Origin of the sequence: Mycolicibacterium smegmatis (genome assembly GCF_001457595.1) — a bacterium.
Taxonomy (GTDB): domain Bacteria; phylum Actinomycetota; class Actinomycetes; order Mycobacteriales; family Mycobacteriaceae; genus Mycobacterium; species Mycobacterium smegmatis.
Map to the genome: position 1 here is coordinate 20,649 of NZ_LN831039.1, position 22,623 is coordinate 43,271.

Genomic DNA, 22,623 nt, shown 5'->3' on the forward strand with positions numbered 1-22,623 from the left:
TGGAGGACGCTCGCACGTGACCGCGGATTCGCTGGACATCGCAGAGCTTCTGGAGCTGTGGAACAACCACTCCACGCCGGAGCACACATCGACCGTCCCGACGCTGTTCGCCGCCCAGTGCGCGCTGACGCCGGACGAGGTGGCCGTGGTCGACGGCGAACGGCGGCTCACCTACCGCCACCTCGAGACCCACGTCGCGCAACTCGCGCACGCCGTGCGCGTCGCGGCCGGGGAGGGCCCCGAACCGATCGTGGCGATCGGTGTCCCGCGGTCGGCCGAGATGGTCGTGTGCGTGCTCGCCGCGATGATGGCCGGTGTCGCGTTCGTACCCCTCGATCCCTCGTGGCCCGCGCACCGACGCCGCCAGGTCCTCGCCGACTCCGGCGCGGTCGCGACGTTCATCACCCGCGAAGACGAATCCGATTGGGGCGTGCCGGGATTGCGGGTCGACCTCGGCGCCTGGCAGTTCACGGCCGAGTCGCCCGTGTTGCCGCAGGCCGACGTGCATCCGGCCCAACTGGCGTACGTGATCTTCACCTCGGGCTCGACGGGCAAGCCCAAGGGCGCGATGATCCGCCACGACGCGATCGCCGAGCGGTTGCAGTGGCAGCGCGATCACATCCTGCACTTCGGCAAGCACGACCACACCGACGCGTCACTGTTCAAGGCGCCCTTGTCCTTCGACATTTCGGTCAACGAGATCCTGTTGCCGCTCGTCAGTGGCGGACGCGTGGTGGTCGCGGTCCCCGACGGCGAGAAGGATCCCGAGTACCTGCTCGAGCTGATCCGCACCGAACAGGTGACGTTCGTGTACCTGGTGTCGTCCATGCTCGACACGTTGCTCGAGCTCGACCGGCTCGCGACCGCCGACGGCGCGCCGAGCTCACTGGCGTCGCTGCGCCATGTGTGGTGCGGCGGTGAGGTTCTCACACCCGGTCTGTTCGCGCGGTTCCGCAAACAGCTGACCACGACGCTTTACCACGGCTACGGCCCGGCCGAGGCCACCATCGGCGTCTCGCACGTGATCTACCGCGACACCGCAGAACGCATCGCGACCTCGATCGGCCGCCCCAATCCGCACACGCAGCTCTACGTGCTCGACGAGTACCTGCAGCCCGTGCCACCCGGCGTCGGTGGTGAACTGTACGCAGCCGGATTCCTGCTGGGCCGTGGCTACGTCAACGCACCGTCACTGACCGCGTCCCGCTTCGTCGCGAACCCGTTCGACGGCAACGGATCCCGCATGTACCGCACAGGCGATCTGGCGCGGTGGACCGAGGACGGCAGCCTGGAATTCCTGGGTCGCGCCGACAACCAGGTCAAGATCGGTGGCAGGCGCGTCGAACTCGAGGAGATCGAGTCGCAACTGGCCGACCACCCCGCCGTGCGGCACGCGGTCGTGGACGTGCACCGCCAGGGCGGTGCGGATGTGCTGGTGGGCTACCTGGTGGCCGCCGACGGCGTGCGCAACGACGCGGCGTGGCACGCGGAGGTCGCCGACTGGGCACGCACCCGCCTGCCGGAGTACATGGTGCCCAAGGCCTTCGTGGCCCTCGAGCGGGTTCCTCTGACCGCCAACGGCAAAACCGACCGACGGGCGCTTCCCGCGCCAGATCTCGAGCGCAGCGGCACCGTCAAGCCGCCCCGCACACCGCGCGAGACCGTGCTGTGCCAGGTCTTCGCCGACGCGCTCGACATCGACGCGGTCGGCGTCGACGAGGACTTCTTCGCCCTCGGTGGCGACAGCATCGTCGCGATCCGCGTCGTGAGCCGGCTGCGCGCCGCGGGCTACACCCTGCGACCGCGCGACATGTTCGCCCACCGCACGGTCGAGGCACTGGCGCCCCTGCTCGGCGACTCCGATGTCCGGGACACCGGTCCGGCCGTCGACCCCACCGGCGCTGCCACACCCACGCCCATCCTGCGGTGGCTCGACGAGGTCGGCACCGCGGGATCCGTGCTGAACGGATTCCACCAGGGCATGTCGCTCGTGACACCGGCCGATGCCGACGAGAACACACTGCGCGCGGCGATCGCGGCCACCGTGCGGCGCCACCACGTTCTGTGGGCTCCGCCCGGACGCACCGCGTCGGACATCGACATCCCCGGTACGCCGCCCGAGACCCGGCTGCTGATCGCCGATGCTTCCGACGGAATCCCTGCGCAGGCCGAAAAGGTTGCACGGCAACTGGTGTCCCTGCTCGACACCGCCAGGATCGCATTCGGCTGGATCCGGCGCCCGGCCGCGCCCGGCCGTCTCGTGGTGATCGCCGACCACACCGTGATCGACGGCGTCTCGCTGCGGATTCTCGCCGAGGACATCGCCACCGCCTACGGGCTGATCGCAGAAGGCCGGGCCGTCGAACTGCCCACGCCGCACACCTCGTGGCGGGCCTGGGCACAGCGCCTCGCCGATACCGCGGCCGCCGGTGGATTCGACGCCGATCTCGAGCACTGGCAGCAGGTGTGCGCGACAACCGAGACGCCGTGGGGCGACCGGGCATTGGACCCCGCGATCGATACCGTCGCCACCGAATCCCGGCTGACCGTCGAGCTGCCGTCCGCGGTCACCGACGCGATCCTCACCACCGTGCCCGACCGGATCCACGGCCACGTCAACGACGCCCTGGTCGCGGCGCTGTACCTGGCGCTGCGCCGGTGGCTGCACACGCGCGGCGTGGGTGCCGACACCCTGCTGGTCGAGATGGAAGGCCACGGCCGCGAGGGCCACCTCGTCGACTCGGACACGGCAGGCCTCGACCTGTCGAACACCGTCGGCTGGTTCACCACGCTGTACCCGGTCGCCCTGCGCGACGCCGAATTCGACTGGCAGGCAGCCGTCTCCGGCGGGCCTCAGCTGGGTGCGGCGGTGCGCTCGGTCAAGGATCAGCTTCGGTCGGTGCCGTCGCACGGGTTCAGCTACGGTGCACTGCGCTACCTGCGTGACGGCACCAGCGGTCTCGAGGCCGCGCCGCAGGTGCTGTTCAACTACCTGGGCCGCTTCGGCACCGCCGACCGGCCATGGGCTCTCGCGAACGACACCACCGCGGTGCTCGAGGACCGCGATCCGGGCATGCCGCTGCCGCGTCTGCTCGAGGTCAACGCGGAGGCCGTCACCACCGCTGACGGCTCCGTGCTCCGCGCGACGTTCAGTTGGCCCGCCCACGCCGTCGCGGAGGTCGACGTGCGCACGCTGGCCGGCATGTGGACGGACCTGCTCACCGCGATCGCCTCGAGCGACGACGTGCGAGGGCACAGTGCATCGGACTTCGACCGCGTCAGCGTCACGGCGGACGACGTCGCCGAACTCGAACGCCGCTACCCCGGTCTCACCGACCTCCTGCCGCTCACGCCGACGCAGCAGGGCATCTATTTCCACTCGACCTTCAGCCGCGACCGCGACCCCTACGTGGTGCAGCAGATCGTCGACATCACCGGCCCGCTGGACACCGAACGCTTCCAGCGCGCAACCGAATCCGTGGCCGCGCGCCACCGTGCGCTTGGGGCCGTGTTCACGACGCTGTCCGACGGCACCCCGGTCGCGGTGCACGCCGCGACGGTCGCACCCGACTTCGACGTCCTCGACGCCCGCCACGCCGCCGATCCGTCGACTGTGGTCGCGCAACGTGCCCGGTGGGAGCGTGAGCGCCGCTTCGACCTGGCCGCCGCGCCGCTGACCCGTTACACGCTGGTCCGCCGCCGCGACGACCTGCACACCATGATCCAGACCGTGCACCACATCGTCGCCGACGGGTGGTCGGTGCCCATCGTGCTGGACGATCTGCTCACGGCCTACGCAGGTGACGATTTCGACGGTCCCGCACCGGAATTCGCACGCTTTGTCGACTGGCTCGAGCAGCGCGACACCGACGCCGACCGTGCGGCCTGGGCGCCTGCGCTCGAGGACATCACCGAACCCACGCGCCTGGCCGCCGCTGACGGCGCCCGTGGCCGTACAACCGGCTCCGGTTTCGGCACCCGCACCGTGACCCTGCAGTCCCGCAGCGCGGTCGCCGACGCCGCCAACGGTGCTGCGGTCACCGTCGGCACCCTGCTGCACACCGCATGGGGGCTCGCACTGGGGCGGCTCACCGGACGCGACGACGTCGTGTTCGGCACTGTGGTCTCGGGTCGTGGCGCAGATGTGCACGGCATCGAGTCGATGGTCGGCCTGCTGGTCAACACCGTCCCGGTGCGCGTGGCCTGGAGCGCCGACGACACCGGCGCCGATGTCGCGGGGCGCCTCGCTGCCGTGGAATCCACGCTGCTCGAACACCATCACCTGCCGCTGACCGAGGCGCACCGCCTCGCGGGGGTCGGCGAACTGTTCGACACGCTCGTCGTGATCGAGAACCTCGGCGCGACAACGCATACGCGCGGCGACCTGACATTGGGTGACATCGGCGTGATCGAGGCTCCGCATTACCCGCTGACGCTCATGATCAGCGTGCGCGACACCATCACGGTGACCGTCACCAACGACCGCGAGCACGTCTCCGACGTGCTGGCCGACACCGCGGTCGCCGCGTTCACCGAGGTGTTGACGGCGCTCACAGCCGATCCCGGGGTGTCCCCCGGCGACATCGCGCTGCCCGCACCGCAGGCGACCGCCCCACCGACGCAGGCGCCGCAGACCGTCACAGATCTGATCGCGGCCGCGATCGCGGAGCACCGCGACGATATCGCCCTGGTGGTCGGCGAGACCGAGTGGACCTACGGCCAACTCGGCGCCCGCGCAGGTGAACTCGCCGCAGCGCTGGCCGAGGCGGGTGTGCGCCGCGGCGACATCGTGGCGCTCGCGACCGCTCGTTCGGCGGACCTGGTGGCCGCGATCTGGGCGATCATCGCCGCGGGCGCGGCGTATCTCCCGGTCGACCTCGCCTATCCGCGGACCCGTATCGAGTACATGCTGCGCCATGCGCGCCCCACCGCGGTGATCGCCGACGGTGTGGGAGCGCACGTGGTGTCCGGGGCCCTGCCTGCGGACACGATCGTCGTCTCGACCACGGCAACACACGCCGCCGTGCCCTTCACGCCGGTGCCGGTGGACGGCGCCGACGCGGTTTCGGTGCTCTACACCTCGGGTTCAACGGGTGAACCCAAGGCCGTGGTCGGCACACACGCGGCGCTGGCCAACCGCCTCGCGTGGGCGGTCGAGGCCTGGCCCGCCGCGACGCGCATCGCGAAGAGCTCGCTGTCGTTCATCGACGGCACCACCGAACTGCTCGCCGGTCTCGCGGCAGGCGCGCGCACGGTGCTGGCAGGCGATGAGACCGCTCGCGACGGCAGGCGCCTCGCGCAACTCGTGGCCGCGCACGGCGTCGAACAGCTGCTCGCCGTACCGTCACTGGCCGCGGTGCTCGCCGACGAACGCACCGAAGATGTTGCCGAGCTGAACCGTTGGATCGTCAGCGGTGAGGCCCTGGAGCCTCGGCATCTGCACGCACTGCGGACGGCTTGCCCCACCGCCGAGATCGTGAACTCATACGGATCCTCCGAGGTGGCCGGGGATGTGCTCGCCGGTGTGCAGGATGACGCGGGCATCACGCTCGGCGCGGCCGTGCCGGGGGCAGGCATCCGGATCCTCGACAGCCGGCTGCGGCAGCTTCCCGCCGGGGTGATCGGCGAGATCTACGTCACGGGTGGGCAATTGGCGCGCGGTTACCTGGGCCGGCCCGGGCAGACCGCGACACGGTTCGTCGCGGCGCCCGGCGGTGAGCGGATGTACCGCACGGGTGACCTCGGCGCGTTGCTGCCCGACGGTCGCGTCGTGTTCGCGGGCCGCGCCGACGATCAGCTCAAGATCAACGGCCACCGTGTCGAACCCGGCGAGATCGAGAGCGTGCTGGCACGGCAACCCGGTGTCCGGGAAGCCGCCGTGATCGGCACGGGAACGCAACTCGCCGCGTTCGTGGTGCTGGAGTCCGACGCCCCCGGCGCCGGTGATCTGCTCACCGCGGTGAGCGCCGAACTGCCCGGGCACCTGGTCCCGTCGAGCCTGCGACCGGTGGACGCGATCCCGCTGCTGCCCAGTGGCAAACGGGACAACACCGCGCTGCGATCGCTTCTGGTCCCCGGTGAAAGCACGGACACAGCGCCCACCAACGACGTCCAACGGGCCGTGCTCGATGTGATGACCGGTGTACTGGCCCGCGACACGCTCGGCGCCGACGACGACTTCTTCGCCGTCGGCGGTGACAGCATCTCGGCGATCCGGGTCACCAGCCGGCTGGCCCGCGCCGGGTACCACATCGCGACCGAAGACGTCTTCCGTGGCCGTACCGCCGCGGGCGTGGCGGCCCTGGTCGACACCGTCGAACCCCTCGCGCACGACGCGGCGATCGAACCGTTCGGCACCGTGCGGCTGTCGCCGCAGACCATCGATCGGATCCGGGAAAGCGGTCCGGTCGAGGACATCTGGGCCATGTCGCCGCTGCAGCTCGGCGTGTACTACCAGAGCACGCTCGCCGACGCGGGCCCGACGTACATCGCGCAGAACGTCTTCGAGTTCGACCGCCGCATCGACGTCGACGCCATGCGGCGAGCATTCACCGCGCTGTTGCGCCGTCACCCGCAACTGCGGGCCGGGTTCCGCACCGTCGAGCACGCCGAACCCGAACCGGCCCCCGACGCCACACCCGTCGTGCAGGTCGTGGTGACCGACCCTCCGTCGGACCTCACGGTCGTCGACCTCACCGACCAGGACGACCCGGCCGCCGCGCAGCACATCGTCGACACCGACCGCACCGCGCCCTTCGACGTCGCGACGCCCCCGCTGCTACGGCTCACCGTGATCCGGCTACCGGGCGGACGTGACCGGATGCTGTTCACCTATCACTTCCTGCTGTTCGACGGCTGGTCGCGCGAACTGGTGCTGCGAGACCTGTTCGCGCTCTACGACTCCGACGCGCAGCACGGCGCGATCGCACCGCACGGCGACCTGGTGGTGCGCCACCTGCAGTGGCTCGCGACCGACGGCGACCCGCAGGCCTCGGGCGCCACAGACGCATGGCGTGACCTGCTCGCGGGTCTGACCGAGCCGACGCTGGCGAGCGGCGTGTCACCCGATCACCCCGACGCGCGGCCCGGCACCGAACCCGGCAGGATCGTCGTGAGGGTGCCCGAGGACGTCACCACGCAACTGCACACGTGCGCCACCGCGCACGGCGCGACGCTCAACTCCGTGGTGACCGCGGCCGTCGCGCTGGTGACCGGCTATCACGCCGGCACCACCGACGTCGTGATCGGGACCACCGTCGCCGGGCGCCCCGGCCACCTCGTCGGGATCGACGAGACCATCGGCCTGTTCCTCAACACCGTGCCGGTGCGGGTCGACATGTCCCCCACCCGTTCGGTCGCGGCCGCGATGGCCTCCATCGGTGAACAACGTGTGGCGATGATGCGGCACGACCACCTGGGCCTGGGCCAGATCCAGCGCGCCGCAGGTGATTCCGGCAGCGCGCTGTTCGACTCGCTGCTGGTGCTGCAGAACTTCCTCGACGACGACACTTTCACCGACCTCGAATCCCGCCACGGCATCATCGACGTCAACTACCACGACACCACGCACTTCCCGCTCACCTGGGTGCTCACCCCGGGCCGCGAACTCGCGATCAAGCTCGAGCACCGCGTGGTCGACGACGCCAGGGCCACCGAGATGGTCGAACAGCTCGTCACGGTGCTGCGGACCATCGCCGCGGAACCCGATACCGCCGTGGGCGCGGTCGACCTGATCGGCGCGGACCGGCGTGCACAACTGGAGCGCAGGTGGTCGTCGACCGAACGACCGCTCGAGCCGGTCACGATCGCCGAACTCCTCGCGCGGCGTGCCGAACAGAATCCCGACGACGTCGCGCTGGTGTTCGGCGCGCAGTCGGTGACCTACCGCGAATTCGACGACCGCGTCTCGCAATTCGCGCGCCATCTGCGCGCACGAGGCGCGGCGCCCGAGACGTTCGTCGCGCTCGCACTGCCTCGATCGATCGACATGGTGGTCGCGCTGTTCGCGGTGCTGCGCGCAGGTGCGGCCTATCTGCCGCTCGAGCTGGACCTCCCCATCGACCGCCTCCGCACGATCATCGACGACGCCGAACCCGTGCTGCTCGTCACGACGACCGACCGCACGGAACTGATCGGGCACGCACGAGCCCGTGGAGCCGATGTCATCGCGCTCGACGACGCGGAAACCGCTGCCACACTCGCCGATACGCCCGCGTACGCGCTGACCGCAGGCGAACTCGGGGCTTTCGCGTCCGGCAGCACGCGCCTGAACCACCCGGCGTATCTGATCTACACGTCCGGTTCCACGGGACGCCCGAAGGGTGTGCTCACCGGGTACGCGGGCCTGACCAACATGTACTTCAACCACCGCGAGGCGATCTTCGCACCCACCGTGGCCCGGGCCGGTTCGGCAGAACAGTTGCGCATCGCCCACACCGTGTCGTTCTCGTTCGACATGTCGTGGGAAGAGTTGTTCTGGCTGGTCGAAGGACACCAGGTGCATGTGTGCGACGAGGAGTTGCGCCGGGACGCACCGGCACTGGTCGCGTACTGCCACCGGCACCGCATCGACGTCATCAACGTCACGCCGACGTATGCCCACCACCTGTTCGACGCCGGTCTCCTCGACGACGGCGCCCACACCCCGCCGCTCGTACTGCTCGGCGGCGAAGCCGTCGGTGACGGCGTGTGGTCGGCGCTGCGCGATCACCCCGACTCGGCCGGATACAACCTGTACGGACCCACCGAGTACACCATCAACGCCCTGGGCGGCGGCACCGACGACAGCGAAACTCCGACTGTCGGACAACCGATCTGGAACACCCGCGGCTACATCCTCGACGCGGCATTGCGACCCGTGCCCGACGGCGCGGTCGGCGAACTCTACATCGCAGGCACCGGCCTGGCGCGCGGATACCACCGCCGTGCGGGTCTGACCGCGGCCACCATGGTCGCCGACCCGTATGTGCCCGGTGGGCGCATGTACCGCACCGGGGACCTCGTCCGCCGTCGCCCCGGCAGCGCCGAACTCCTCGACTACCTCGGCCGCGTCGACGACCAGGTGAAGATCCGCGGCTACCGCGTCGAGCTCGGCGAGATCGAATCCGTCCTCACGACGGCCGACGGCGTCGCACGCTGCGCGGTCGTGGCGCGCGCGACCGGGGCCAATCCGCCCGTGAAAACCCTCGCGGCCTACGTCATCCCGGACCGGCGGCCTGCCGAGGACGCCGCGTTCATCACGGGACTCCGCGACCACCTGGCGCGCGTGCTGCCGGGTTACATGGTGCCGACGCGCTACGGCATCGTCGACTCGTTGCCGCTGACCATCAACGGCAAACTCGACGTCGCGGCACTGCCCGAACCCGTCGCCGCGACCAGTGGCACCGGCCGGACACCGCGCACCGACCGCGAGGCCACCCTGCTCGAGATCGTGGCCTCGGTGCTCGGCATCGACGGCATCGGCGTGGACGACGACTTCTTCACCCTCGGCGGTGACAGCATCTCATCGATCTCGGTGTGCGGACGCGCCCGCAAGGCCGGGCTCAACATCACGCCGCGAGACGTGTTCCGGCGCCGCACCATTGCCGCGCTCGCGGCAAGTGCCGACACCACGCAGACCCCGGAGTCCGGTCCCGACACCGGGACCGGGGCCATCACCGCGACCCCCATGCTCGCCGAGACCGCACAGGCGAACACGCCGCTGACCAACTTCTACCAGGCCATGGTGCTGGCCACGCCGGCCGGGATCACCGCGCACGAGGTGCAACGCGTGCTGCAGACCGTGGTCGACGCCCACGCGATGCTGCGTGCGCGCCTGGTGACCACCGCGACGGGCTGGACCCTGACCGTTCCCGATCAGACCGCGGCGATCGGGCTCACCGTCCGGTCGGGTGCGCTGACCAGCGACTGTGTCGAGGCCGAGAAAGCCGCGGCGGCAGCCGAACTCGACCCTCGGGCGGGCAACATGGTACGCGCGGTGTGGTTCGACGCCCCGGAGGCGAGCGGGCAACTGCTGCTCGTGATCCACCACCTGGTGATCGACGGCGTGTCGTGGCGCATCCTGTCCGAGGATCTTTCGCGCGCGTGGAACGACCTGGCCGCAGGACGCGACGTGGCGGCCGACGCCGTGCCGACGTCGTTTCACACGTGGGCGAACGCACTGGCACAGCGCACATTCGACGACGAGCGCGAGTACTGGGCCGATGTGCTGGCCACGCCGGATCCGGATCTGGGCAGCCGCCCGCCGGATCCGGCGATCGACACCGCGGACACCGTGCGCAGTCACGAGGTCACCCTGCCGTCCGATGTCACCGCGGCCCTGCTGACCTCGGTGCCCGCCGCGATGCACGGCGGTGTCAACGACGTGCTGCTCACCGGACTGGCGGTGGCGCTGGGACAGTGGCGTGCCGACCGGGGCCACTCACAGAACACCGCCACCGTGATCAGCCTGGAGCGCCACGGCCGCGAATCCGACCTGGTGGCAGCCGATCTGGACCTTTCACGAACCGTCGGCTGGTTCACCTCCATCTATCCGGTGCGCATCGACCCGGGCCCCCTCGAATGGGACACAGTGCGGTCGGCAGGCGCGGAACTCGCCGCAGCGGCCAAGGCCGTCAAAGAACAACTGCGCGCGGTACCCAACCGCGGGCTCGGCTACGGCGTCCTGCGTCACCTCCACGGCGCGCTGGACGGCACCCCGCCGCAGATCCTGTTCAACTACCTCGGCCGCTTCACCGGCGGCAGCGGCAACGACTGGCGACCGGTCGCGGGAATCGGCGCGCTCACCGAGGGCGTGGATCCGAGCAACCCGGCCATGCCACTCGAGATCAACGCCCTGGCCGAGGAGCGGCCCGACGGCACGGTGCTCAGCATGACGCTGGCCTGGCCCGGTGGGCTGCTCGACGCCGACGACGTCGCCGAACTCGGCTCGATGTGGGCCGATGTGCTTGTCGCGCTGACCCGTTGTGATGCCCTGCGGGGCCACACCCCGTCGGACTTCGGCCTGGTGACCGTCAGCCAGGACGACATCGACGGCTGGGATCGACTCGGCGAGGTCGAGGAGGTGCTGCCCCTGCTGCCGCTGCAGGAGGGTATGTACTTCCACAGCATGTTCGGGGATCCTGCGACCGACACCTACCGCGTGCAGCAGATCGCCCAACTGTCCGGCCCGGTGGATCCCGAGGTGCTGCGTACCAGTCTCACCGTCGTGATGCGCCGCCACCAGGCGTTGCGTGCGAGCTTTAACGAACTCACCGACGGCCGGGTGGCGCAGGTGATCTGGTCCGACGTCCCGGTTCAGCTCACCGTGGTCGACACGGATGATCTGGAAAGCATTGCCGCAGAGGAGCTCGCGCGGCCGTTCAACCTGGCCGAGGCGCCGCTGGTGCGCTACACGCTGGTGCGTCTGGGCGACGACGACCACCGGCTGGTTCAGACGATGCACCACATCATCGCCGACGGCTGGTCCTACCCGGTGCTGTTCGGCGACATCGTCGACCACTACAACGCCGCGATCGGCGTGGGGTCCGCACCGCAGTCGATCACGGTGACGCTTCGCGACCACATCGAGACCGTCACCGACCGCGACCGGGGCGCGGCACGGCAGGCATGGGAGCAGGCCTTGGCCGGCGCCGAACCGACCGCTCTTGTGCCGCGGCCCGACGGCGCCCCGGTCGGTGAACACCGCAGCGTCGTGCGGAGACTCGATTCCGCTCGCACCGCGGCCGTGGGGCGGGCCGCGCGCGTGCACGGCGTCACGGTCGGCACCGTTCTGCACGGTGCGTGGGGCCTGATGCTCGGCAGGCTGCTGGGCCGCAATCGCGTGGTGTTCGGGTCCACGGTGTCGGGCCGCGGGGGCGACCTCGCGGGCACCGAATCGATTGTGGGCCTGCTCATCAACACCATCCCGGTGCCGATGTCGTGGGAGCCGCACGCGACCCTCGCATCCGCGCTGATTGACCTGCAGGACCAGCAGAGCGCCCTGCTCGACGCCCAGCAAATGGGCCTCGCCGAGCTCGCGCGTCTGGCCGGGGTCCGCGAATTCTTCGACACCATGGTCATCGTCGAGAATTTCCCCTCGACGTCGTCCGCGGAACACACCGACCCGCGGGCCGTGGCGTTCCGCGGATTCACGGGAACCGACTCACCGCACTATCCGGTGTCGTTCGTCGCCTACGCCGACGACCAGCTCACCGTCGAGATCAAGTACGACGCCGGCGTCGTCACACCGGAACAGGCGGAGCGGTACGCCGAACGTGTCGAACGCATCCTCACCGCGTTCGCCGAGACTCCCGATCTGCCGGTCAGCCGAATCGACCTGCGCACCAACGCCGAACGGCAGTTCACGGCCGGCCACGCGAGCCGCCCCGGCCCGGGCCGCACGCTGGGCGCGTCCTTCGCCGAGGTCGCCGCGACGTACCCGGACGCGGTCGCCGTGAGCTGCGGCGACACCCGGCTCACCTACCGCGAACTCGATGACCGCGCCGCCGCGGTCGCGGCCACCCTCGCCGAACGCGGCGTCGGCGCCGAATCCCGCGTCGCGATTGCCCTGCCGAGGTCGGCGGACCTGATCGTCGCCGTGCTGGCCGTGATCAAGGCAGGCGGTACGTATGTGCCGATCGACATCGGTGCGCCGGCGGCCAGGGTGCAGCACATCCTGGCCGACTCGGCCCCGGTGTGCCTGCTCACCGACACCGCCGAACGGTTCACCGGTGTGCCGCACGTGATCCTGGCCGAGGCCGCGCAGAACCCGGCACGTCCGCAGGCACCCACGGTTTCCCCCGATCACGCGGCCTACGTGATCTACACGTCGGGATCCACCGGCGTGCCCAAAGGCGTCGAGGTCACCCACCGCAACGTCGCTGCGCTGTTCGCAGGCACCACGTCCGGACTGTACGACTTCGGCCCCGACGACGTGTGGACCATGTTCCACTCCGCGGCGTTCGACTTCTCGGTGTGGGAACTGTGGGGACCGCTCCTGCACGGCGGTCGCCTGGTGGTCGTCGAACACGACGTGGCGCGGGATCCGGAACGCTTCGTCGACCTGCTTGCACGCGAGCGCGTCACGGTGCTCAACCAGACCCCTTCGGCGTTCTATCCACTGCTCGAAGCCGACGCGCGCCTGCGCCGCCAACTCGCCCTGCGGTATGTGATCTTCGGTGGGGAGGCGCTGGACGTGCGCCGCCTCGCACCGTGGTACGCCAACCACGAATCACACTCGCCCCGGCTGGTCAACATGTACGGCATCACCGAGACGTGCGTCCATGTGTCCCACCGTGCGCTCGACACAGCCGACACGGGCGCCGCGGGCAGCGTGATCGGCGGGCCGCTTCCTGGCCTGCGGATCCACTTGCTGGACAACAACCTTCAGCCGGTCCCCGCCGGGGTGGTCGGCGAGATGTACATCGCAGGCGGGCAGGTGGCGCGCGGCTACACGGGCCGACCAGGTCTGACCGCCACCCGCTTCGTCGCCAACCCGTTCGACGGCGCCGGTGAGCGGCTCTACCGCAGCGGCGATCTCGCCATGTGGACCGACGCAGGCGAACTGGTCTACCTGGGCCGCTCCGACGCGCAGGTCAAGGTGCGCGGATATCGCATCGAACTCGGTGAGGTCGAGGCCGCGCTGGTCACCCTGCCCGGCGTCACCAACGCCGCGGCCGACGTTCGCCACGACGACACCGGCCGCGCTCGCCTCATCGGGTACGTCGTGGGCGATGCTCTGGACATCGGCGCGCTGCGAAGCACACTCGCCGAACGACTCCCCGACTACATGGTGCCCTCGGTGCTGCTGAGGCTCGACGTCCTGCCGCTGACCGTCAACGGAAAACTCGACCGCGCCGCGCTGCCCGATCCCGAACCCGTCGAGCAGGCGCCCGCGCCCGTTGCCGGCACCGGCACCGCGTCCCTGCTCGCGGGTCTGTGCACCGAGATCCTCGGCACCACAGTCGGTGTGGAGGATGACTTCTTCACCGCGGGCGGCGACAGCATCATCGCGATCCAACTCGTGAACCGCGCGCGGCGCGAGGGTGTGCGGATCACACCTCAACAGGTGTTCGTCCACCGCACCCCCGCGGCGCTGGCGTCGGTGCTCGACACCGGAAGCGTCGCCGCCCCCGACGCCACCCCCGACGAGGATGCCGGACCCGACCTCGGCGAGGTGATGCTGACACCGATCGTGCAGCGCCTCGCCGAACTCGGCGGCACGGTCACCCGGTTCAACCAATCCGAACTGCTGCGCACCCCGGCCGGTGCCACCGTCGCCCGGCTCGAGACCGCGATCAACGCCGTCATCGCACGCCACGACGCTTTGCGGATCCGGCTGCACCGGCCCGCGCCCATGCTGTGGTCCCTCGAAACCACCGCCGCGGCACCGGTTTCGATCACGCGGATAGACGCGCACGGGTTCGACGACGAGCAACTGCGCACCGTGATCGCCACAGAATCCGACGCCGCGGCCGATCGACTGGACCCCGAGAACGGCGTCGTCGTGGTCGCCGTCTGGTTCGACCGCGGCACCGACACGCAGGGACGTCTGCTGCTCGTGGTGCACCACCTCGCGGTCGACGGCGTGTCATGGCGCATCCTTCTGGACGACCTCGCCGAGGCCTACCGCCAGGCGCTCTCCGGTCAACGCGTCGCGCCGGCGCCGGTGACCACGTCGCTGCGGCAGTATGCCCGCACCGTCAACGAGAACGCGCAGCACTCGTCGCGTCTCACGGAATTCGAGCACTGGACCGAGGTGCTGGCACCGGGCGGTGAACTCGTCGCGACGGCCGACGTCGTCACCCTCACGGTCGGGGCGACCCGCGACCACGAGATCCGGCTGAGCACCGAGGACACCGCGCCGCTGCTCACGACGGTTCCGGCCGCGGCCAACGCCGATGTCACCGAGACCCTCGTCGCGGCACTGCATCTGGCGGTCAGCCGTTGGCGAGCGGCCCGTGGCGAGGCAGCCGACGCGCCGCTGGTGCTATCCCTGGAGCGCCACGGCCGCGACGGATGGCCCGACGACGTGGACCTGTCACGCACCGTCGGCTGGTTCACGTCGATCGCGCCGGTGCGCCTCCCCGCACCGGGCGAGGATCTTCTGAACACGCTCAAGGCGGTCAAGGAGAGCCTGCGCGCGGCACCTGACGGTGGACTCGGTTTCGGCCAGCTGCGGTACTGCAACCCACGCACGTCCGCGGTGCTCGCGCGACTGGGCACGCCGCAACTGCTGTTCAACTACCTCGGGCGGTGGGCCGCCGACGCCTGCGACGACTGGGCCTCGGCGCCCGAGGTCGATGCCCTGCGCACCGAGCCCAACCCCGACCTCGGCACGCCGTATCTGGTGGAGGTCAACGCGATCTGTGACGACACCGTCGACGGTCCGCGACTGCGGGCCACGTTGACCTACGCCGACGGTGAACTGGACGAGCCCTCGGTCGCCGAACTGGGCGAGCTGTGGGTCGCGGCGCTGCGTGAACTCGGCAGCCTCGCCACAGGTGGTGATGCGGCGCTGACACCGTCGGACCTGCCCTTGGTGACGCTCACGCAGGAACACATCGACCGGGTCACCGGCGCGGTGCCCGGAAACGTCGAGACTATCTGGCCGCTGTCGCCGCTGCAGGAAGGTGTCTATCTGCAGGCCCGGTACGCCACGGCCGCGGTGTACATCGTGCAGAACGTCTTCGACTTCGCCGAACCCGTCGACACCACGGCGTTGCGGACGGCCTACTCGGCGGTGATGGCCCGAAATCCCGTGCTGCGTTCGGCATTCTGGGCCGATGACCTGCCCCAGCCGGTCGCCGCCATCGTCGCCGACCCCGTGTGTGAGCCGCGCGTCGTCGATCTCGGCGGGCTACCCGCCACCCAGGTCGAGCGACGGGTCGAGGAGATCACCGCAGACGATCGCCAGCAGACCTTCGACCTGGCCGCGGCGCCGCTCGCACGGATGACGGTGCTGCGTACCCCCGACCGCGACCGGTTGATCTTCAGCTACCACTTCCTGCTGCTCGACGGCTGGTCGCGCGAACAACTGCTGCGCGAGTTGTTCGCCGAGTACACCGCCGCACGGGGCGGGGCGGTCGCCCAACTGCCCGCGCCGACCGCCGATTTCACCGACTACCTGCGGTGGCTGGCCCGGCAGGACCGCGACGTGTCGGCACGCGAATGGTCCGAGGCGTTGCGCGATCTCGAGGCACCGACGCTTCTGGTACCCGACGCCGTGGGCACCGACCCGACGCTCGCGCTGCGCCTGGAGTTCCTGCTCAGCGAGGCCGACACCGCGGCACTGACCGCGGCGGCGCGATCGGCCGGCGTCACGCTCAACGCGCTGATCAGCACCGCGCTGGCCATGGTGCTCGCCTACGAAACCGGCAGGGACGACGTGGTTTTCGGTTCCACAGTGGCCGGCCGGCCCACCGACCTCGACGGTATCGACTCGGTGATCGGGCTGTTCCTCAACACCGTGCCCACCCGGGTCCGCCTCGCACCGCACCGCACCGTGGCCGACACCATGCGGGCCGTGCAGTCCGACCGGCTGCGACTCATGGACCACGAGTACCTGGGGCTCGGCGACATCCAGCGGGCCGTGTCGACCGGCGGCGGACCTCTGTTCGACAGCCTGTACGTGCTGCAGAACTTCCTCGACGACGACACGTTCACCGACATGGAGGCCCAGTACGGCATCGTCGGCCACGATTCGATCGACGCGTCGCACTATCCACTCACGTGGGTCGCGTCCCCCGGCCGGCGCCTGTGGATGAAACTCGAATACCGGCCCGACGTCGTCGAACGTGACCGTGCCCAGGGATTGCTGGACCGGCTGCGGCAGGTACTGCTCCAGGTCGGCACCGGGGTCGAACGGCCCTCGGCCGCGCTGACCCTCCCGCTGCCCGCCGAAGCCGACCACAAGCGCACGCGCGACGCGGCCACCGAGCACGATCTACCGCACGCCTCGGTGCTGGACCTGCTCGCCGAGCGGGCCGTGCAGTCCGGCGACCTCACGGCCCTGGTGTGTGGCGGCGAATTTGTCGACTACGCCGAGCTTCTCGCACGGGTCAACCGGCTGGCGTGGGTGTTGCGCAGCCGCGGAATCGGGCCAGAAGACACTGTCGCACTCGCTGTTCCACGCTCGATCGATGCCGTGGTGGCGTTGTTCGCGGTGTTGCGGGCCGGCGCGGCGTACCTGCCGCTGGAGCTGGACTACCCGGACGAGCGCCTCGCAGTCATGCTCGGCGACGCCGAACCGGTGCGCGTGCTGGTCACCGGGGCCACCGCACAACGGATCGCACGGGTGGCGTCGGCACCCCTGACGGTCCTCGACGCACCCGACACATGTGACGAACTGGCGCGCGCCCGGTCGGACTGGGACGGCTACTCCCCGCACCCCGACCAACCCGCCTACGTCATCTACACCTCCGGGTCGACCGGAAAGCCCAAAGGCGTTGTCACGCCGCACCGCGGGCTGACCAACATGCACCTCAACCACCGCGAGGCGATCTTCGCGCCCACGATCGCCCGGGCCCACGGACGCCGCCTCAAGATCGCCCACACCGTCTCGTTCTCGTTCGACATGTCGTGGGAAGAACTGTTGTGGCTCATCGAGGGTCACGAGGTGCACATCTGCGACGAGGTGCTGCGCCGCGACGCCACCTCGCTGGTGCGGTACTGCCACGACCACCGCATCGACGTCATCAACGTCACGCCCACCTACGCCGCGCTGCTGTTCGAGGAGGGCCTGCTCGAGCAGGCCGGCCACCCGCCCGTGCTGGTGCTGCTCGGTGGTGAGGCCGTGTCGACAACCGTGTGGAACCGTCTGCGCGACAGCGAACGCTGGTACGGCTACAACCTGTACGGTCCGACCGAGTACACCATCAACACCCTCGGCGGCGGCACCGACGACAGCGCCACACCCACCGTCGGAACGCCGATCTGGAACACCAGAGCCCACATCCTCGACAACTGGCTGCGGCCGGTTCCCGACGGCGTGCCCGGTGAGCTCTACATCGCCGGCGCGGGCCTGGCCCGCGGATACCTGGGGCAACCAGGGCTCACCGCAAGCCGATTCGTCGCCAACCCGTTCGAGCCCGGCCGCATGTACCGCACGGGCGACCTGGTGGTGCGCCGCGCGGACGACAACATCGACTTCCTCGGCCGCACCGACGACCAGGTCAAGATCCGCGGCTACCGCGTCGAACTCGGCGACATCGAGGCCGCGCTGGTGTCCCACCCCGGCGTCTCACAGGCCGCGGTGATCGCGCGCCCGGACACCGCGGGTTCGTCACGGCTCGTGGCCTATGTCGTCCCGACGACCGAGAACCCTGATGTGCTCGACGATCTGCGCATGCATCTCACCGCCACCCTCCCGGCGTACATGGTGCCCACCGCGATGGCCACGCTCACCGAGATCCCGCTGACCGACAACGGGAAACTCGACACTCGTGCGCTGCCCGACGTCGCACCCATCGGCCGCCACGGCGCGGGCCGGGCACCGCAGGGTGCGGTCGAGGTGACATTGTGCACGGTGTTCGCCGAGGTCCTCGGACTCGACGGGCCCGACGGGCTGAGCGTCGACGACGACTTCTTCGACCTCGGCGGACACTCCCTGCTCACCATCCGGCTCATCAGCCGGATCCGTTCCGAGCTCGGTGCCGAGCTGACCCTCGGCGACGTGTTCAACTCGAGGACCGTCGCAGCACTCGCCCGGCACGTCACGGCAGACGAAGGCGACAACCGACGCCCCCGACTCGTGGCCGGTCCGCGGCCACAACACATCCCGGCCTCACCCGCACAGCGGCGCATGCTGATGCTCGATCGTCTCGGCGAGACCGGGTCGGCGTACAACTATCCGCTCGTGTTCCGCGTGCGCGGTGCGCTGGACGTCGACGCGCTGCGTGACGCGCTGACCGCTGTCGTCGACCGGCACGAGGCCCTGCGCACGGTGTTCGACGACCGCGACGGCGTGTACCACCAACGGATCCTGCCGCGAGGCACGCAACCCCCGCTGCACGTGAGCGACTGCCCCGAGCACGAACTCGCCACACGGGCCGACGCCCTCGTCGAACACCGCTTCGACCTCACGGGCGAAATCCCGTTACGGGTGGATGTTCTGCGCAGCGGACCCGAGGACCACACCGTCGTCATGCTGCTGCACCACATCGCGATCGACGAATGGTCAGACGCGGTGTTCCTGGCCGATCTCGACGCGGCCTACGCGGCACACCGCGCAGGCACGGCTGCACCGCTACCCGAACCGGTTGTGCAGTACGCCGATCACACCCTGTGGCAGCGCGACGTGCTCGCCCAACTCGGTGACCGGCAGCGTGAGTTCTGGCGTACCGCACTGGCCGGGGCGCCCGACGAGTTGGCGTTGCCCGCCGACCGGCCTCGGCCCGCGCGGCCCACCGGTGCGGGTGGCACCCTCGACGTCGAGATCACGGCCGAAACCGCCTCCGCGCTGCGAAGATTGGCCGCCGACAAGCAGGTCAGCATGCTCATGGTGCTGCACGCGGCTGTCGCGGTGCTGATCCATCGGCTCGGTGCGGGTGACGACATCGTGGTCGGCACGCCGGTGGCCGGCCGCGATGACGCCGCGCTCGACGACGTGGTCGGACTGTTCGTCAACACCGTGGTGTTGCGGGCCGACCTCGCGGGCAACCCGACGTTCACCGAGCTGCTCGACCGCGTCCGGACGGCCGATCTGGCGGCGTTCGCGCACCAGGATCTGCCGTTCGACCACCTCGTGGAGGAACTCAATCCCCCACGCGTGGCGGGGCGCAACCCGCTTTTCAACCTGTTCGTCGGCTACCACCTGCGCTCCGGGACGGACTCCGACATGTTCGGCCTGCCCACCGAGTGGACCGAACCCGCGGTGTCCGCGGCGATGTTCGATCTCGGCTTCACCCTGGTCGACCACGGCGGCGACGAATCCGCGAGCATCACGGCCGAATACGCGGCCGACCTGTTCGACGCGTCGACAGTGCACACGCTCGCCCGCCGCCTCGTGGCGCTGCTGGACCATGTGGTGGCCGATGCCGAGACGCGCATCGGTGCCCTCGACCTGCTCGCACCCGGTGAGCACGACACGCTCGTCGTCGAACACAACGCCACCGAGCATCCGCTCGAGCCGATCACACTGGGTGCCCTGGTGTCCCGGCAGGCCACGAGCACGCCGCACGCCACCGCGCTGCGTTACGAGGAGTCTGAGCTCAGCTACCGCGACCTCGACGGCTGGTCGGATCGGCTGGCGGCTCATCTGTCCGCGCGAGGCGCGGCACCGGGCACCGTGGTGGGGGTGTCGCTGCCCCGGTCGGTCGAACTCGTCGTCGCACTGGTGGCCGTGGCGAAATCCGGCGCGGCATTCCTGCCGCTGGATCCCGAGTATCCGCGAGAGCGGCTCGAGTACATGGTGTCCGACGCCCGACCGATCACGGTGCTCGACGATCCAGATGCCGTGCGGCGCAGCCGCGGTGAACCGGACGGCGAGCTGCCGCGCATCGACCCGGCGGCCTGGGCGTATGTGCTCTACACGTCGGGTTCGACGGGCCGGCCCAAAGGCGTCGCAGTTGCCCATGCCGGCATCGTCAACCGGATCGCGTGCTTGCAGCACGCCTACCCGCTGGGTACGGACGACCGCATGCTGGTCAAGACGCCGATCAGCTTCGACACCTCGGTGTGGGAGGTGTTCTGGCCGCTGAGTGTCGGCGCGACACTCGTCGTCGCACGCCCCGGTGGTCATCGCGAACCCGCGTACCTGGCGGCCATGATCGCCGAACAGTGCGTCACCGCAGTCGATTTCGTACCGTCGATGCTCGAGGTGTTCCTGGACGAGGTCGCCGGCACGTGCGCGTCCCTGACCCGGGTGACCGTCGGCGGCGAGGCGCTGACGACCGAACTCGCGGCGCGGTTCGCCGAGGCGTTCCCCGGCGTGCCGCTGCACAACCTGTACGGGCCCACCGAGGCGGCCGTGGACGTCCTGGGCTGGACCGCCGACGGCGGACCGGTCGCGTTGGGTGTGCCGGGGTGGAACGTGCGGGCGTACGTGCTCGACGACTACCTGAACCCGGTGCCGGCCGGGGCGCCCGGCGAGTTGTACCTCGCCGGAATCCAACTGGCCGACGGATATCTGCACCGCGGTGCGCTCACCGCGGCACGGTTCGTCGCATCCCCGTTCGATCAGGGTGCGCGGATGTACCGCACGGGCGACGTGGTGCGGTGGCGCGCCGACGGGCAGCTGGAGTACCTCGGCCGCTCCGATGATCAGATCAAGCTGCGCGGGGTCCGGATCGAGCCGGGCGAGATCGAGACCGTCCTGGCAACCCATCCGGCCGTGTCCTCGGTGCGGGTGATCGCCCGTGGCGGACGGCTCATGGCCTACTACGTGCCCGCAGGCGTCGAGGCCTCCGCCGGTGAATTACGCGACGAACTGCGCGAGCACGCCGCGGCCGCCCTGCCGTCGCACATGGTGCCGTCGGGCTTCGTCGCGCTGACGGAGTTCCCGCTCACCCCGAGCGGAAAGCTCGACCGCAGGGCACTACCCGAATTCGCCGGAGCCACCGCGGGCGTGCCGGGTCGAGCGCCCACCACCGAGCGACAGCACCGGTTGTGCGAACTGTTCTCCGACGTGCTCGGGCTCGAGGTGACCGGCATCGACGACGACTTCTTCGTCCTCGGCGGACATTCTCTGCTGCTGGTGCGCCTGGCAGCGGCGCTGCGCCGCGAGTTCTCCGTCGACGTCCCGGTCGCCGATCTGATGGTGTCGCCGACGGTGGCCGATATCGACCAGCGTCTCGACGCCGCAGGTTCATCGGTGGACAGCCTCGCGCCGGTGCTGCCGTTCCGGGCATCGGGTACCGATGCTCCGCTGTTCTGTGTGCACCCTGCCAGCGGGCTGAGCTGGCAATTCGCGGGCCTCAAACGCCATCTGCCACGCCAGATCCCGATATACGGCCTGCAGTCCCCCCTGTTCACGGGGACACCGTTGCCAGAATCGATCGCCGAGCTCACAGCGCGGTACGCCGACACCATCGTCGCGGTCGCGCCGTCGGGCCCGGTCCGGTTGCTCGGGTGGTCATTCGGCGGTTCCATGGCGTTGCTGATCGCGCAGGAGCTGTCACGTCGCGGGCGTGAGGTGACGTTCGTCGGCATGCTCGACGCGCGCACCGACACCGCGGATCCGAACGCCGGGTTCGACCCCGAGGCCGTGCTGGCGGGTCTGCTGCGTGAGATGGGCTTCGGTGTGGACCCGCAGGCACGCATGACCGTGGCCGACGCGGTGGCCCTGGTGCGCGACACCGACGACGCGATCACGGTGCTCGACGACGAGCAGATCGCCCTCGTGATCGAGAACTACGTCGCCGCCGAGAGATTGACCGCGGACGCCGATTACGGCCGCTACGACGGCGACGTGTTCTTCGTCGACGCGACGATCCTGGAGATGGATCTGGCAGGCGTGGCCTCCCGCGGTTGGCACGATCACGTGGGCGGCCGGCTCAAGGTCGCCGAACTCGACTGCAGGCACTCCGAGTTGATGGATGCCGAGGTGCTCGAGCGGCTGGGTCCGCTCATCGCCGCGGAGTTGCGGGGCGGTGATGTGGCTTCTGGATAGTGGCCGGAAGACAGCGGTGCCCCGCCGCGGCGTGC

The 22,623-nt window shown here is 70.0% G+C and carries 1 protein-coding gene; it reads left to right on the forward strand.

The genetic code is table 11. The annotated features are described in order from the left end of the window. Nucleotides 1–16 precede the first annotated feature (16 nt). Nucleotides 17–22,588, forward strand: a complete 22,572-nt coding sequence (locus AT701_RS00100) for a non-ribosomal peptide synthetase (RefSeq protein ID WP_058124877.1) — start codon at nt 17–19, stop codon at nt 22,586–22,588. Nucleotides 22,589–22,623: the final 35 nt, after the last annotated feature.